General features: G+C 67.3%; 14 protein-coding genes and 1 riboswitch. Of the genes, 4 read left to right on the top strand and 10 right to left on the bottom strand.

The window, feature by feature from the left end; translation table 11 throughout:
* Nucleotides 1–21: 21 nt before the first annotated feature.
* The 5 genes from thiL to ACUXVE_RS08995 all read right to left on the bottom strand — a co-directional run bounded on the left by thiL (nucleotide 22) and on the right by ACUXVE_RS08995 (nucleotide 4,002).
* Entirely contained in the window at nucleotides 22–984 is a 963-nt protein-coding gene (gene thiL, locus ACUXVE_RS09015) for a thiamine-phosphate kinase (protein WP_051562411.1), read from the bottom strand.
* A gap of 120 nt (nucleotides 985–1,104) precedes the next feature.
* The gene (gene nusB / locus ACUXVE_RS09010; protein WP_025876637.1) at nucleotides 1,105–1,584 is read right to left on the bottom strand and encodes a transcription antitermination factor NusB; all 480 of its coding nucleotides are present in this window, start codon (nucleotides 1,582–1,584) and stop codon (nucleotides 1,105–1,107) included.
* The gene (gene ribH, locus ACUXVE_RS09005) at nucleotides 1,581–2,048 is read right to left on the bottom strand and encodes a 6,7-dimethyl-8-ribityllumazine synthase (RefSeq protein WP_025876639.1); all 468 of its coding nucleotides are present in this window, start codon (nucleotides 2,046–2,048) and stop codon (nucleotides 1,581–1,583) included. Before ribH ends, nusB begins: the two co-directional genes overlap by 4 nt.
* Before the next feature lie 158 nt (nucleotides 2,049–2,206).
* Complete coding sequence (gene ribB / locus ACUXVE_RS09000) at nucleotides 2,207–3,307, bottom strand: 3,4-dihydroxy-2-butanone-4-phosphate synthase (RefSeq protein WP_032978962.1); 1,101 nt, start codon at nucleotides 3,305–3,307, stop codon at nucleotides 2,207–2,209.
* Entirely contained in the window at nucleotides 3,304–4,002 is a 699-nt protein-coding gene (locus tag ACUXVE_RS08995) for a riboflavin synthase (RefSeq protein ID WP_445514253.1), read from the bottom strand. Before ACUXVE_RS08995 ends, ribB begins: the two co-directional genes overlap by 4 nt.
* Before the next feature lie 77 nt (nucleotides 4,003–4,079).
* A riboswitch (FMN riboswitch) is annotated at nucleotides 4,080–4,226 on the bottom strand.
* Nucleotides 4,227–4,469: 243 nt separating this feature from the next.
* Here ACUXVE_RS08995 and ACUXVE_RS08990 point away from each other — a divergent pair.
* The 3 genes from ACUXVE_RS08990 (at nucleotide 4,470) to ACUXVE_RS08980 (ending at nucleotide 6,752) form a co-directional block, all read left to right on the top strand.
* Entirely contained in the window at nucleotides 4,470–5,093 is a 624-nt protein-coding gene (locus ACUXVE_RS08990; RefSeq protein ID WP_105163442.1) for an outer membrane beta-barrel protein, read from the top strand.
* Nucleotides 5,094–5,242: 149 nt separating this feature from the next.
* Nucleotides 5,243–6,124: a hypothetical protein gene (locus ACUXVE_RS08985; RefSeq protein WP_445514252.1), complete on the top strand. Its 882-nt coding sequence runs from the start codon at nucleotides 5,243–5,245 to the stop codon at nucleotides 6,122–6,124.
* Nucleotides 6,111–6,752, top strand: coding sequence for a hypothetical protein (locus tag ACUXVE_RS08980; protein WP_445514251.1), 642 nt, complete (start codon nucleotides 6,111–6,113; stop codon nucleotides 6,750–6,752). The genes ACUXVE_RS08985 and ACUXVE_RS08980 overlap by 14 nt, the downstream gene beginning before the upstream one ends.
* 70 nt (nucleotides 6,753–6,822) lie before the next feature.
* Here ACUXVE_RS08980 and ribD read toward each other — a convergent pair whose 3' ends face one another.
* From ribD to glyA, 5 genes are all read right to left on the bottom strand, one after another.
* Nucleotides 6,823–7,908 (bottom strand): bifunctional diaminohydroxyphosphoribosylaminopyrimidine deaminase/5-amino-6-(5-phosphoribosylamino)uracil reductase RibD, encoded by a 1,086-nt coding sequence (gene ribD, locus ACUXVE_RS08975; RefSeq protein ID WP_445514250.1) that lies wholly within the window; start codon nucleotides 7,906–7,908, stop codon nucleotides 6,823–6,825.
* Nucleotides 7,909–8,172: 264 nt separating this feature from the next.
* A complete protein-coding gene (gene nrdR / locus ACUXVE_RS08970; RefSeq protein ID WP_025876654.1) occupies nucleotides 8,173–8,694 on the bottom strand; it encodes a transcriptional regulator NrdR in 522 nt (173 codons plus the stop codon).
* 94 nt (nucleotides 8,695–8,788) lie between these two features.
* Nucleotides 8,789–9,232 (bottom strand): hypothetical protein, encoded by a 444-nt coding sequence (locus ACUXVE_RS08965; protein WP_025876656.1) that lies wholly within the window; start codon nucleotides 9,230–9,232, stop codon nucleotides 8,789–8,791.
* A gap of 30 nt (nucleotides 9,233–9,262) precedes the next feature.
* Nucleotides 9,263–9,691 carry a hypothetical protein gene (locus ACUXVE_RS08960; protein WP_445514249.1) on the bottom strand — a complete coding sequence of 143 codons (429 nt, stop codon included), beginning with the start codon at nucleotides 9,689–9,691 and terminating at the stop codon, nucleotides 9,263–9,265.
* Between the two features lie 67 nt (nucleotides 9,692–9,758).
* A complete protein-coding gene (glyA, locus tag ACUXVE_RS08955) occupies nucleotides 9,759–11,012 on the bottom strand; it encodes a serine hydroxymethyltransferase (protein WP_088101079.1) in 1,254 nt (417 codons plus the stop codon).
* 278 nt (nucleotides 11,013–11,290) lie between these two features.
* On the opposite strand from glyA, the gene ACUXVE_RS08950 reads away from it, so the two are divergent.
* Nucleotides 11,291–14,491, top strand: coding sequence for an autotransporter domain-containing protein (locus ACUXVE_RS08950; RefSeq protein ID WP_445514248.1), 3,201 nt, complete (start codon nucleotides 11,291–11,293; stop codon nucleotides 14,489–14,491).
* The last annotated feature ends 37 nt before the right edge of the window (nucleotides 14,492–14,528 follow it).

The raw sequence follows: 14,528 nt of genomic DNA, 5'->3' as shown, positions 1-14,528 counted from the left end.
CATGCCCGGCGTTCTCGTGTGTCAGGCGAAATGCTCGTATCCGCTCGGGCCGTCGTGGCCTTCGGTGTGCACGCCCTGCCCTTCCATGATGCGGCCGATGCGGGTGATCGGCACGTCCAGCGATTCGGCGACGTAGTGCAGCGCGTCGCGCTGGTCGGCGGCGGCGGTGAAGCACAGCTCGTAGTCGTCGCCGCCGTGCAGCGCGCAATCACGGGCGCCATCGCGGCCGAGCAGTTCGCGCAGTGCCGACGACATCGGCAATGCATCGGCGTCGACTTCGGCGCGTACGCCGCTGCGTGCGGCGATGTGGCCCAGGTCGGCCAGCAGGCCATCGGAGATGTCCACGGCGGCATGCGCGAATGCACGCAGCCGCAGGCCCAGGGTGACGCGCGGGGTGGGACGCAGCAGACGCAGGCGCAGGGTCTCGTAGTCCGCCAGCAAGGTGGCGGCAGTGACGTTCAATGCGCCCTGCTGCCACAGGCGCAGCGCACCGGCAGCATCGCCGAGGGTGCCGCTGACCCAGATGTCATCGCCAATCTGTGCGCGATCACGACGCAGCGCCTGGCCTCGTGACACCTGGCCCATCGCGGTAACCGACAGCGACAGGGGGCCACGCGTGGTGTCACCGCCGATCAGGGCGATGTCGTGCTGGTCGGCCAGCGCGAAGAAGCCATCGGCGAAGGCATCGATCCAGTCTTCGCTGGCTTCGGGCAGCGACAGCGCCAGCGTGCACCAGGCCGGGCGCGCGCCCATCGCGGCGAGGTCGGACAGGTTGACGGCCAGCGTCTTCCAGCCGATGTCGAACGCCGGGGTCTCGGCCGGGAAATGCACGCCGCTGTTGAGCGTGTCGGCGGTGACCACCAGTTGCTCGTTCGGGCGCGGCTGCAGCAGCGCGGCGTCATCGCCGATGCCGAGCACGATGTCGTCGCGCTCGACAGTGCGGGCGCGGATGCGGTCGATGAGGGCGAATTCGGCCAGGGACATGGGGCGCTCCCGCGTTTGTACGTGCCGCGCCGTGCGCGGTGGGCGGTAGTGCCGGCCGCTGGCCGGCAACCTCAGAATCCCTGCAGTTGCCGGCCAGCGGCCGGCGTTACCACAGGTGGGTCAGTGACCCGATTCGACCTTGCGCCATTCCACGGCGGCACGATCCAGCACGCCGTTGACGTAGGTGTGGCCATGTTCGGAACCGAAGCGCTTGGCCGATTCGATGGCTTCGTTGATCACCACGCGGTACGGCACGTCCAGGCGGTAACGCAGTTCGTAACCGGCCAGGCGCAGCACGGCGCGTTCGATCGCGTCCACTTCGTCGATGCCACGGTCCAGGTACGGGCCGAAGGCTTCGTCGATGTCGCGACGGTTGTCGAGCACGCCATGCACCAGCGCTTCGAAGTACGCCAGGTCGGCGATTTCGCGGGCCTGTTCGTGGGCGAACTGAGCGATCAGCGACTGGCCGTTGCCGCCGGAGATCTGCCAGGCATAGATGGCCTGCACGGCACGACGGCGCGCGCGCGAGCGCAGCACCGGATCGATGCCATCGCGGCGGACGGGTTTACCGGAGGGCTTGCCCTGGGTGTTCTTGTTCATGGCAGCTGCTCCAGAAGGTTGACCATTTCCAATGCGGCGAGCGCGACTTCCTCGCCCTTGTTGCCGTGGCTGCCGCCTGCGCGGGCCTCGGCATCTTCCACGCGCTCCACGGCCAGCACGCCGTTCAGCACCGGCACGCCGAAGTCCAGCTGCACGCGCATCAGGCCTTCGGCACAGCGGTCGGCCACGTGTTCGTAGTGGCGGGTGTCGCCACGGATCACGCAACCCAGGGTGAGGATGGCGGCGTGTTCGTGGGCGGCGGCCAGGCGCGCGGCGACCAGCGGCAGCTCCCAGGCACCCGGCACGCGGATCACGTCGATGTTGGCTTCGGCAATGCCGTTGCCGGCCAGGCTCTGGCGGGCGCCAGCAACCAGCACATCGGTGATGCGGGCGTTCCAGCGGCTGGCCAGGATGGCGAAGCGCGCCGATTCGGGAGTGCGAAGATCGCCTTCGTAGTGGCTCATATGCGGCTTGGGATTCGATTAAGGGGTAATTCTACCGTGGATGGGCCCCGGCCGTGGCTGGCGGGGGCCCGGGGCGTGCCGACCAACGGTCGGCACCCACCAGCTGCAGTGGGCCGCCCCTTTGTGGGTGCCGACCGTTGGTCGGCACACCGAGCGGGTTACGGGGTGACCGTCTCCACCACTTCAAGGCCGTACCCGGCCAGTCCGATCTGGCGGCGGGGCGTGCCCAGCACGCGCAGCTTGCCCAGGCCCAGGTCGGACAGGATCTGCGCACCGGCACCATTGCGGCGCCACTGGCCCACGTCCTTGTCCTTGCCCGGCACCACCGGCGCCGGCTGCTGGCGCAGGCGGGCCAACAGCGCTTCGCCGTCGCGCGGGGCCGACAGCACCACCATCACGCCACTGCCTTCCGCGGCGATCGCGCGCAGGGCATCGGTGGCCGCCACGCCGAAGTCATCGCGGCGCCAGTGCAGCAGGTCGGCCAGCGGGTTTTCCACCTGCACGCGCACCAGGGTGGGCGTGTCCGCATCCGGAGTGCCGCGGACCAGGGCGAAATGCAGGTCGTGGGCGATGCGGTCGCGGTAGGTGACCAGCTTGAACGGGCCGAACTCGGTATCGATATCACGCTCGTCCACGCGCTCGACGGTCTTTTCGGTGGCCAGGCGGTAGGCGATCAGGTCGGCGATGGAGCCCATCTTCAGGCCGTGCTCGCGGGCGAACACTTCCAGCTCCGGGCGGCGCGCCATGCTGCCGTCCGGGTTGAGGATCTCCACCAGCACGCCGGCCGGTTCCAGCCCGGCCAGCATGGCCAGGTCGACGCCGGCTTCGGTGTGGCCGGCGCGGGTCAGCACGCCACCGGGCTGGGCGATCAGCGGGAAGATGTGGCCCGGCTGGTGCAGGTCCGACGGCTTGGCATTGGGCTTCACTGCGGTGCGGATGGTGTGCGCGCGGTCGTGCGCCGAGATGCCGGTGGTCACGCCCTCGGCCGCTTCGATGCTGACGGTGAAGTTGGTCTGGAACTGCGCGGTATTGGCCTGCACCATCGGCGCCAGGCCGAGGTCGGCGGCACGGGTGCGGGTGAGCGGCAGGCACACCAGGCCGCGGCCATGGGTGACCATGAAGTTGATGTCGCTGGCCTTGACCAGCTCGGCGGCCATGATCAGGTCGCCTTCGTTCTCGCGGTCTTCGTCATCGACGATGACCACCATGCGGCCGAGGCGGATGTCTTCCAGGATGTCGGGAATGGGGGCGAAGTTCATGGGGTATCTCCCTGTGGGTGCTGACCGTTGGTCGGCACGGCATCTCCCTGTGGGTGCTGACCGTTGGTCGGCACGGTATCTCCCTGTGGGTGCTGACCGTTGGTCGGCACTCCGATCAACCGCTCGACATAACGAGCGATCAGGTCGATTTCCAGGTTCACCGCGCTGCCCACGCCGGTGGCGGAGAACGCGGTATTGACCACAGTGTGCGGGATCAGCGCCACTTCAAAGCCTTCCTCGTCCACTTCGTTGACGGTGAGGCTGACGCCGTCCACGCAGATCGAGCCCTTCTTGGCGATGTAGCGGCGCAGGGCGGCCGGCGCGGCGAAACGCCAGCGCTGGGCACGCGCATCTTCATGGATGGACAGGACCTGGCCGAGGCCGTCGACGTGGCCGCTGACCAGATGGCCGCCGAGGCGGTCGGTCGGGCGCATGGCACGCTCGAGGTTGATGACCGCACCTTCGGCCAGTTGGCCCAGCGTGGTCAGGCCCAGGGTCTCGGTGGACGCATCGGCCTGGAAGCTGCCGGCATCGAACGCGATGACGGTGAGGCAGACGCCGTTGATGGCGATGCTCTCGCCCATCTGCACGTTGTCGAACGGCAGGTTGCCGACGTTGAAGGTGAAGCGGACATCGCCGCCGATGGATTCGCGTGCGGCCAGACGGCCGACGCCTTCGATGATTCCAGTAAACAAGTAACGTTCTCCGCGAAAAGTGAGCGAAAAACGCCGCAAGGCAAACAGGCGGGCGCAGGGCCGCAAAGGCCCTGTGGCACCGTCTTCTTTCATCCGGACTATGACCGTCGGCTCCGGCATTGGACCGGATCTGCTGACCCCCGACGGCAAGGCCGGGGCGCTCGCGGGCTCGTGCTTGCGCACCTACCGCCGGTGGGGAATTGCACCCCGCCCTGAAGACGTTTGTGTACCGGCGAACCGGCCCGCCAAGTGTAACAGCCCGGGCTGAACGGGGCTGGATGCCCCCGGGGGTCGGATCCCTTTCCGCAGGAAAGGGCTTTGACCCCACCCGGACGCGTCCGAGCCTGTGACGGCCGTCGCTCGCATTTCGTAAAACTTTCATTAAAATCGGCGGTCGGACGACATGAGGTCGCCACGGACTGCCGCACAGGTGGGCCGCCAATGGACTGAAATTCACAGGAATTCCCATGCGCAAGATCCTGATCGTGGCCGCCCTGCTGGCCGCTGCCCCGTTCTCGGCCTCCGCCGACGCCCTGAGCTACACCTACGTCGAAGGCGGCTGGACCCAGGTCAAGACCGACGACGACGTGTTCAACGACCCGAAGGTTGATGGTGGCTATGTGCGCGGTTCGATCGCGCTGGCCGAGCAGGTGCACGTGTTCGGCGGCTGGAACTACGCCAGCAAGTCGTACGACTACGACTACGGCTCGATGAAGCTCAAGCTGAACCAGCCGGAGCTGGGCATCGGTTACCACATGCCCTTCAGCGACCGCGTGGACTACACCGCCGACATCGCCTGGGTCCGCCAGCAGGCTGAAATCACCGTCAAGGACGTGGACTACGGCCGCTTCAGCGTGAAGGACCACACCAACCTGGTGCGCGCCACCATGGGCCTGCGTGGCAAGCCTTCACGCATGACCGAAGCCTGGATCAAGGCCGGTTACATGGACGGCGGCAACGAATTCAAGGGCACCTGGGTCGGCACCGTCGGCGGCCAGATCAACTTCACCCGGACCTGGGGCCTGGTGGGCGAGATCTCCGGCTACCGCGACGTCACCCAGTACTCGGCCGGCGTGCGCGCCAGCTTCTGATTGCCCGATCCTCGTCGTGCGATCGAACGGGCTCCGCAAGGGGCCCGTTTTTTGTTGGCCGTCGCGCGCAATACGCTTGGCTGCGGCACGCCATCGAATGCAATGACAATTGCGCTAGGCTTGCCGCCCTCTGGAACAGGAACACCGTCATGAAGACCCCGATCCGCGGCCTGCTGGCCACCGCACTGCTGTGCGCCCCCTTGTTCGCCGCGGCCGCCCCGGCGCAGCTGACGCCCGAACAGACCTTCGATCTGTACGCACGCGCATTGCTGGAAGACGATGCCGCCGCTACGCGCACGCTCAACGATGCATTGAAACCGGCCTTCGACGGCCAGGACTCGGTAACGCCGGTGCCGGGCATGATGGCCCAGGCGCTGGCCGAGCCGTGGCAGACGGTGCTGGCCGTGGCTGGAGTGAAGGGCGATCCGGCAGCGGCGGAAGCGATGTACGCCAAGGCGCTGAAGGCCTCGCAGTGCCGTGCCACGCGCAGCACGGTAGAAGACAACGAATTCGTGGACGACCAGAAGATCGCCAAGGTCGATTTCAGCTGCCAGCTGGCCGACCTGGGCAGCGTACAGCCGTTGTTCCTGGCCAGCCTGACGGGTGAGGACAAGGCTCCGCGCGCGCGCTTCACCGAGGCCTATACCCAGGCCCTGCAGAGTGGCCCGCGCAAGGCCGTGACCGGCACCCTCACCCTGTACACCGCCAAGGACAAGGGCTACTGGTACAGCAGCAACTTCGACGATCTGGTGAGCCCGGTGCTGGACGCGCTGGCGCCGTTCGATGGCTGGATGCAGGAGGTTGAAGCAGCCAAGGCACCGAAGGTGACCGGCGTGCCGGCCTGCGACCTGCTGCTGCAGCAGCACCGCAGCTGCGTGGCGAAGATCGCACCGGACCAGATCAGCGGTGTGGATGCGATGACCGAAGAGTTGAAGGCCAAGACGCAGGTGATGTCGGCCGAGGAAATGACGCAGGAGTGCAAGGCACTGCGTCCGATGGCCGAGATGATGTGGACCGATGCGTGCGCGTGAGTTCACCGCGCTGAAGCGACTGGGGCTGGCTGCATTGCTGGCCCCGGTTGCGACACTGGCGGCACCACCTGCGCCGTCGCCCGGACACGCGTTCGAGCTGTACGCACAGGTGATCGTACACGGCGATGCCGCCGCCCAGGCCGAGCTGGGCCGCTATCTGGGTACAGCCAAGGGCCCGGCGATCGCGGCGGCGCTGGCGAGCGTAAGCCACCTGGAGCAGGCGCCTGAAATGGCCGATTGGCCGCAGGCCGCCGCGGCCCTGCGCAGGCGCCAGGCATCGGTGCGATGCAGTGTCGGCAGCGTGCATCATCCGCAGGCAGACACCGCCGATGTTGACTACCGTTGCCACCTGCCGGACCTGACGGCCCTGCTGCCCGTCTATCGGCAGCACCCGGTGCCATTCAACGGACCACATCCCCCACAGATGGCGAGCGAACTGGCGAGCGCGTATACGCAGATGATCGCGACGGCACCGGACCGGGAGAGGATCATCACCGTGTCCTTCGAGCGCGATCATGACGGCGGCGCTTGGCGCGTACAGAACCCCTCGCCACTGATGGGCGAACTGGCCGATGCGTTCCTGCCGTTCTTCGAGTGGAACGAGCACCCGCCTGGCGAGGATCGTTGAACTGAAAAAGGGGGCGGAGGGGATTACGGCGTTTTTGCCACAAACGACGTAATCCCCTCCGTCCCCTTCTTCATGGCCGCAGCAGCAACCGCAGATCCTCACCCACCTGGCGCTGGTCGACCACATGCAATCGACGCTGTTGGTCCATCACCTCGATGCCGAGCCCGGCCAACAGCGGACGGCCACTATCGCCCAGCAGGATGGGCGCCTGGTACATCAGCAACTCGTCCACCCAGCCACCACGCACCAGCGCGCCGGCCAGCGTTGCGCCGGCTTCGGTGTGCACTTCGTTGATGCCGTGCTCGGCGAGGAGTGCCAGTACCGCGCCCAGATCAAGGCGGCCGTGGCGGACAGCGACGCTGGCGAATGCTGCATCGGCGGCGTCGGGCGGGCTGACCATCGCATCGTGCAGGTACAGCGTCGGTGCTCCACCTTCGCGCACACGGCTGCATTCCAGTGAACGCAGGCGCGAATCCAATACCACGCGCAGTGGTGGCATCACGTCGACATCGGCCAGGCGCACGGTCAGCATCGGGTCGTCGGCGAGCACGGTGTCGGCGCCGGTGAGGATCGCGCCAGCGCGCGCGCGCCAGTGCTGCACATCTTCGCGAGCGGCGGGGCCGGTGATCCACTTCGAGCTGCCGTCGGCCATCGCGGTACGGCCATCGAGGCTGGCGGCCAGTTTCACCCGCAGCCACGGACGACCGCGCTCCACGCGCGACAGGAAGCCCTTGTTGAGTTCGCGCGCCTGCGCCGCCATCAAGCCCTCGGCGACCTCGATGCCGGCGTCGCGCAGCAGGTCGAAGCCACCGCCATCGACTTTCGGGAACGGGTCGCGCATTGCCGCGACCACGCGCGACACGCCGGCCTCGATCAGCGCCAGTGCGCACGGCGGCGTACGGCCGTAATGCGCGCAGGGTTCCAGGGTGACGTAGGCGGTGGCACCACGCGCTTCGGTGCCGGCTTCGCGCAGGGCGAACACTTCGGCATGCGGGCCGCCAGCGCGCTGGTGCCAGCCCTGCCCGACCACGCGCTCGCCATGGGCGATCACACAGCCAACCATCGGATTGGGACGGGTGGTATAGGCACCGCGCTCGGCCAGCCGCAATGCGGCAGCCATGTGCAGGTGGTCAAGGACGGTGAACGATAGGCTCATGCCGCCATGGTACCGCCGTCAGCACGATGCCAGCCAAGACCCAGTAGATCCACGCCATGCGTGGATGGGCAGCACGGCGCCAACCAAGGCCCAGTAGATCCACGCCATGCGTGGATGGGCAGTACGGCGCCAGCCAAGACCCAGTAGATCCACGCCATGCGTGGATGGGCAGCACGGCGCCAACCAAGACCCAGTAGATCCACGCCATGCGTGGATGGGCGGTACGGCGCCAACCAAGGTTGGCAGCTACCGATGCAAAGGCCGTCAGCCCTTCTTTTTCTTGGTCAGGGCAATCACATCGCCCAGCAGTTGCAGCTGCTCGGTGCTGGAAGGCAGGTCGCGTTCGAGCTTCTCGATTTCCTCGCGGAAATCGGCGACATCCTCAAAGCTGCGGTAGACCGAAGCAAAACGCACATAACCGACATGGTCAAGCTTGCGCAGTTCGTTCATCACGAACTCGCCGACTTTGATCGACGGCACCTCGCGTTCGCCGCTGATGCGCAGCTGATGCACCACTGCGCGCACCGCCGCCTCGATCTTCTCTTCCGGCACCGCACGCTTCTGCAGCGCGCGGTCAAAGCCGGCGCGGACCTTGCGGGCATCGAAGGCTTCGCGGGTGCCATCGCTCTTGACGATGGCCGGCAGCTTCAGTTCAACGGTTTCAAGCGTACTGAAGCGTTCGTTGCACGCCTCGCACTCACGCCGACGGCGAATCGTCGCGCCGTCTTCGGAGACGCGCGAGTCGATGACCCGTGTATCGGCATGCTGGCAGAAGGGGCAATGCATTGAACGCCTGGCTCAGGGAAATACCTGCTGCCACGGTCGTGGTAGCGTCGCAAAGGTACCTGAGAAGGGGTTTTGCAGCAAATGCAGGCGGCAATCAGCCTTGTCCGGCAAGGCCCGGAGCGCGACGCAGCCACACCAGATGCGCCGCTGGCACCAGCAGCGGCACGCCCAGTACCAGATAGCCCAGTACCTGCCAGGGGCTGCCGGCAAACAAGCTGAAAAGCACCACGCCGATCACCGCCAGCGCCGCCATGGCGCCCAGCGCCAAGCCGATCCAGGGAATACGGGCGGTGCGCCGCAGGCCATCGCGCCCTAGCCGCAGGTAGCGGATGCTGAGCCACAACCAGGCCAGCAAGCCGATCACACCCGCCAGCGCCCACAGCAACAGCACCGCGCCTTCGTCGCCGCGCATCAGGCCGTGGCGGGTCAGGAAGGTGTAGATGCCGAAGCCGGCGACGCCGCCACCGGCCACCAGTGCAGGCAACCCCAGCAGCAGGCATTGGGCGATGTACAGGCGTTTGTGCAGGCGCTCATCCATGCGTTCGAATCTCCTTGCTGGCTGCTTGCTTCACGTGCGTGGTCGCAGCCACCAGAGCATGCCGGCCGGAACCAGCAACGACGGTCCCATCAGCAGCAGACCGAAGCCTTCGCTGCCGTGGGTGATGCCCAGCCACATCCCTATACCCAACAGCGGCAGCGCAGCCAGCATGCCAAGCAGCAGCGCGCCCCACTGCGCCCGGCTGCGCGCATGCAGTGCGCTGCGCCCTGCAAACAAATATCCGCAACTGAGGTCCAGCCAGGCGATGCAACCGGCGAGTCCGGCCAGGCCCCACAGCAGCATCAATGCCTGCCCGGGCGGGTTGACGGTGCCGTCGGCAAGTGAAAGCACGCTTCCGGCCATGGCCAGTACCGCCATCGCCCCACCAAACAGCACGCTGGGTGCGCCCAACGGCACAGCCAAGGCTGCATAGAGATACCTGAGGCGGCGCTCATCCATGCGCGGGTACTCCGGTGCCGGGGTCAGAACCCTTCCCGCAGGGAAGGGCTCCGACCCCAGTGCCCGATCAACCGTAGACCGGGTACTTGCGGCACTGCGCGCTGACCGCATCACGCACGCGGGCGATCACGGCCTCATCGGCCGGGGCGTCGAGCACGTCGGCGATCCAGTTGGCCAGGTCCACGCAGTCCTGTTCCAGGTAACCGCGGGTGGTCACCGCCGGGGTGCCCAGGCGCAGGCCCGAGGTCACGAACGGCGAACGCGGGTCGTTCGGCACCGAGTTCTTGTTGACGGTGATATGGGCCTTGCCCAGCGCAGCTTCCGCGTCCTTGCCGGACACGTCCTTGCCGATCATGTCGACCAGCATCAGGTGGTTCTGGGTGCCGCCGGAGACGATCTTGTAGCCGCGTGCGATGAGCGTGTTGGCCATCGCCTGCGCGTTCTTCACCACCTGCTGCTGGTAGGTCTTGAAACCCGGCTCCAGCGCTTCCTTGAAGGCCACGGCCTTGCCGGCGATGACGTGCATCAGCGGACCGCCCTGGATGCCCGGGAACACGATCGACTGCAGCTTCTTGACCAGGTCTTCGTCGGCGCCCTTGGCGACGATGATGCCGCCGCGCGGGCCGCGCAGGGTCTTGTGGGTGGTCGAGGTGACCACGTGCGCATGTTCCAGCGGGCTCGGGTAGACGCCAGCAGCAACCAGGCCGGCGACGTGCGCCATGTCGACGAACAGGTAGGCACCCACCTTGTCGGCGATGGCGCGGAAGCGCGCCCAGTCGATCACCTGCGAGTAGGCCGAGAAACCGGCCACGACCATCTTCGGCTTGTGCTCCAGGGCCAGGCGCTCGACTTCGTCGTAATCGATCAGGCCCTGGTCGTTGACGCCGTACTGCACAGCGTTGAACAGCTTGCCCGAGGCGTTGACCTTGGCACCGTGGGTGAGGTGGCCGCCGTGGGCCAGGCTCATGCCGAGGATGGTGTCGCCCGGCTGCAGCAGCGCGAAGTACACGGCCTGGTTGGCCTGCGAACCGCTGTGCGGCTGCACGTTGGCGTAGTCGGCACCGAACAGCTGCTTGAGGCGGTCGATCGCCAGCTGTTCGGCGATGTCCACGTATTCGCAGCCACCGTAGTAGCGCTTGCCCGGGTAGCCTTCGGCGTACTTGTTGGTCAGCTGGCTGCCCTGGGCTTCCATCACCGCCGGGCTGGTGTAGTTCTCGCTGGCGATCAGCTCGACGTGGTCTTCCTGGCGCTGGGTTTCGGCGGCGATGGCCTTGGCCAGTTCGGGATCGTAGGTTTCGATGCGGACGTCACGCGGGAACATCGGTTACTCCAGGCAGGGAGGGAACAGCGGGGCCTGCGATTGTAAGCGGGCTGGAGGGCCCGGGCGACCGCAGCGGAAGGGGCTTGGGCATTGCGCTGTGGCATGATGTGCTGGCGCGCCTGCGTGTGTAATCCGCAGCGGTGTTGGGCAGCGACTCCATTCCCGGAATATCCGGAAGTGTGACCCGCTTCCTTGCAACTCTGAATTGTTTATATTAAGAAACCTAAAGCCCTCCCTTGCGCGGCCGATACGCCCTGTCCATACAGGGGAAAATCCGCGTGACCCATTCGCACCAAGCTTCGCCGGCAATGACGCTGGCACTGCGTCGCACTTCCGGCGCCTCCCGTACTCTTTCCACCAGCCTGCTGGCCCTGGCGATCGGCCTGGCCATGAGCGGCCCCACCACGGCGATTGCTGCGACGGTCACCGTGCGCGATCCGAGCCAGCTCGATGGCCACTGGTATGTGCCGGGTGCGTGGAGCAACGGCGATCCGAACCTGACTGTCGAGAACCACGCCTACATCGACAGCGTGACCCCGGTCGTGGTGGATGCGATCAGGGCTGATTCGTGGCGCGTGGACATCGGCCATGGCGGCAGCGGCGAGCTGTTCATCCAGAACGGCGGCGTGCTGGAAAGCACTGCCATCTTCATTGCGACGCTGGCCGGCTCGACCGGCAAGGTCACCGTGACCGGCGCCGGTTCGCAGTGGATCGGCAACAACAGCATCGGCGTCGGCCATGAAGGCAGCGGCTTCCTGGACGTGCTTGATGGCGGCCAGGTGATCAACGCCCAGGGCACGTGGGTGGCCTCGGAAATGGGCAGCAGTGGCGTGCTGACAGTGTCCGACAAGGATTCGCGCTTTGCCACCGACCAGATCCACGTGGGCGCGCAGGGCATGGGCACGGTGAACGTGCGTAACGGTGGCAGCTTCCAGACCGGCGTCGCCCGTCTGGGCAGCTACAGCAGCGTGGCCCGCGGCGAAGCCACGGTGACCGGCAAGGATTCGAGCTGGTTGAACAGCAGTGACCTGCTGATCGGCGTTTCCGGCACCGGCACGATGACCGTCGCCGACGGCGCCACGCTGACCGTGCAGGGCAGCACCCTTCTGGGCCAGCAGCGGCACACTCCGGGCGCGCCCGATGGCGTGCTGGTGCTGACCGGTGCGGGCACCACCGCCACCACCGGCTTCATCGCCGTGGGCCAGAACGCGGTGGCCGAACTGAATGTCTTCGACGGCGCCGCACTGACCGCAGGCAACGTGGGCGTGGGTGAGAGCACGCAGGGCGAAGGCAGCTTCCGCGTGGCCGACGCTGGCAGTTCGGCCAGCATGGGCCGCCTGACCGTCGGCAATCAGGGCAACGGCAGCGTGTCGGTGTATGACGGCGGTGCGCTGACGGTCAACGACGCGCTGGGCCTCGCCGGCGCCAGCGGCAGCCGTGGCTCGCTGACCATTGGTCCGCAGGGCACGTTGAACCTGGCCGGCGGCCTGATCTACCAGGGCGCCGGCACGGCCAACGTGCTGATTGCCGATGGCACCCTGCACCTGACCAGCAAGGCCTTCACCAGCAACGTTGAAATGGCGCTGGACGGTGTCGCCACGGTAGACACCGACCAGGTCGATGCGATGTTCAGCGGCCGCCTGACCGGCACCGGCGCACTGCGCAAGACCGGCAGCGGCACGCTGACCACCCATGCCAACAACAGCTACAGCGGCGGTACCCGCATTGAACAGGGCACCCTTGTGCTGGCTGGCAACGGTGCGATCCGTGGCGCGGTGGACGTGGCATCGGGCGCGACGCTGCAGCTGCAGCGCAATGGCCAGACCCTGTTCAACAACGTGCTGTCCGGCGCGGGCGATGTGGTCAAGCTGGATGCGGGCCTGCTGAGCCTGTCGGGCGACAGCAGCGGCTTCACCGGTACCACGCGCGTGCAGGCCGGCGCGCTTGACGTGCATGGCCGCCTGGGCGGCCTGGCCGACCTGGGCACTGGCACCGAGCTGAGCGGTGACGGCCAGCTGGGCAACGTCGTCATCCGCGACGGCGCCACCCTGGCACCGGGTTCGGCCACGGCCTTCGGCACGCTGTCGATGACCGGCAGCCTGCTGATGGAGAACGGCTCGCGTTACCTGGTGGATCTGGGCGCCGATGGCGCCGGCGACCGCGTGCAGGTGGGCGGCGGCGCAACGCTGCAGGGTGGCAATACGGTGGCCATCGCCAGCGAGGGTGACTGGCAGCCACGCACCCGCTACACCATCCTGAGCGCGACGCAGGGCGTGCAGGGCACGTTCTCCGGCGTGAGCAGCACGCTGGCCTTCCTGACCCCCACGCTGGACTACGACGCCAGCAACGTCTACCTGACCCTGGCCCGCAACGATATCGCCATGCCGGATATCGATCTGGCCTTCCCCGATGTGGTGGTGAACCCCAACCAGAAGGCGGTGGCCGGCGCGGTGGAAGCGCTGGGCAATGGCAACGCCGTGTATGAGGCGGTGGTACGGCTGGACCTGGCCGAGGTGGTGCCGGCCTTCGACAGCCTGAGCGGTGAGATCCATGCCGCGCACCGCGGCGCACTGCTGCAGAACCGCTTCCTGCACGAGGGCATCGACCGCCATCTGGACGGTCTCACGATGGGTGCCGAGATCGCCCCGGGCGTGCACGCCTGGATCGGCGGCAACGCCGGCCAGCGCCGCACCGATGCCGGCGCGGACAACACCGGCTTGCGTTCGTCGCAGCACGGCGTCATGGCCGGTGCCGGCTGGCGCCTGGGTGAATCGCTGGAAGTGGGCGTGGCCGCCGGCCAGCAGCAGCTGGTCAGCCGCCTGGCCCAGCGCGATGCACGCAGCGAGACCGACAGCACCGAGTACGGCGTGTACGGCCAGTACCGCTGGCAGGGCCTGAGCCTGCGTGCCGGTGTCAGCCGTGCCGACTACCGCACCGACAGCACGCGCACCGCAAAGGTCGGCACCCGCCTGGACGAAGGCCTGTCCGCCCGCGAGGACGCCACCGGCACGACCGCGTTCCTGCGTGCCGGCTGGACCTTCGGCGGCGCGCGCCTGCAGCTGACCCCGGAAATCGAAGTGGCCCAGGTGCGCCTGGAAAGCGACGGCAGCCAGGAACACGGCGGCCACAGTGCCCTGCGGTGGAACGGCGGCAGCGCACGTTACCGCACCGGCCTGGCTGCGCTGCGCGCGGACTGGGACATCAGCGGTGGCCAGCGTGATCGTGCGGCGCTGACCGCGCGCGTGGGCTGGCAGGTGGCGGGCGGCGATCGCCTGCCGCAGGTCGATGCACGCTTCGTGGAAGGCACGCAGGGTTTTGCGATCAGCGGTGCGCCGCTGGCCCGTCGCAGCGCGCTGGCCCAGTTCGGCGTGGCGGTGAGCCCGACCGACAACAGCCGCGTGGCGCTGCAGATGCAGGGCCGCCGTGGCGATGGCCAGCGCGATGTGGGGGCGCAGCTGGACTGGTCGGTGGCGTTCTGACCGGGAGGTTGGCCGGTTGAATGAAGAAGGGCGCCTT

Source organism: Stenotrophomonas sp. 3(2025) (assembly GCF_052665395.1).
Note: the sequence above shows the minus strand (reverse complement) of the source record. Positions and strands in the feature narration are given on the sequence as shown.

Excerpts from the sequence above, each read along its gene's own strand:
- glyA (WP_088101079.1), bottom strand. The coding sequence starts at position 11,012 with ATGTTCCCGCGTGACGTCCGCATCGAAACCTACGATCCCGAACTGGCC.
- ACUXVE_RS08980 (WP_445514251.1), top strand. The coding sequence starts at position 6,111 with ATGCGTGCGCGTGAGTTCACCGCGCTGAAGCGACTGGGGCTGGCTGCA.
- nrdR (WP_025876654.1), bottom strand. The coding sequence starts at position 8,694 with ATGCATTGCCCCTTCTGCCAGCATGCCGATACACGGGTCATCGACTCG.
- ACUXVE_RS08985 (WP_445514252.1), top strand. The coding sequence starts at position 5,243 with ATGAAGACCCCGATCCGCGGCCTGCTGGCCACCGCACTGCTGTGCGCC.
- thiL (WP_051562411.1), bottom strand. The coding sequence starts at position 984 with ATGTCCCTGGCCGAATTCGCCCTCATCGACCGCATCCGCGCCCGCACT.
- ACUXVE_RS08990 (WP_105163442.1), top strand. The coding sequence starts at position 4,470 with ATGCGCAAGATCCTGATCGTGGCCGCCCTGCTGGCCGCTGCCCCGTTC.
- ribD (WP_445514250.1), bottom strand. The coding sequence starts at position 7,908 with ATGAGCCTATCGTTCACCGTCCTTGACCACCTGCACATGGCTGCCGCA.
- ACUXVE_RS08960 (WP_445514249.1), bottom strand. The coding sequence starts at position 9,691 with ATGGATGAGCGCCGCCTCAGGTATCTCTATGCAGCCTTGGCTGTGCCG.
- ribH (WP_025876639.1), bottom strand. The coding sequence starts at position 2,048 with ATGAGCCACTACGAAGGCGATCTTCGCACTCCCGAATCGGCGCGCTTC.
- nusB (WP_025876637.1), bottom strand. The coding sequence starts at position 1,584 with ATGAACAAGAACACCCAGGGCAAGCCCTCCGGTAAACCCGTCCGCCGC.
- ribB (WP_032978962.1), bottom strand. The coding sequence starts at position 3,307 with ATGAACTTCGCCCCCATTCCCGACATCCTGGAAGACATCCGCCTCGGC.
- ACUXVE_RS08965 (WP_025876656.1), bottom strand. The coding sequence starts at position 9,232 with ATGGATGAGCGCCTGCACAAACGCCTGTACATCGCCCAATGCCTGCTG.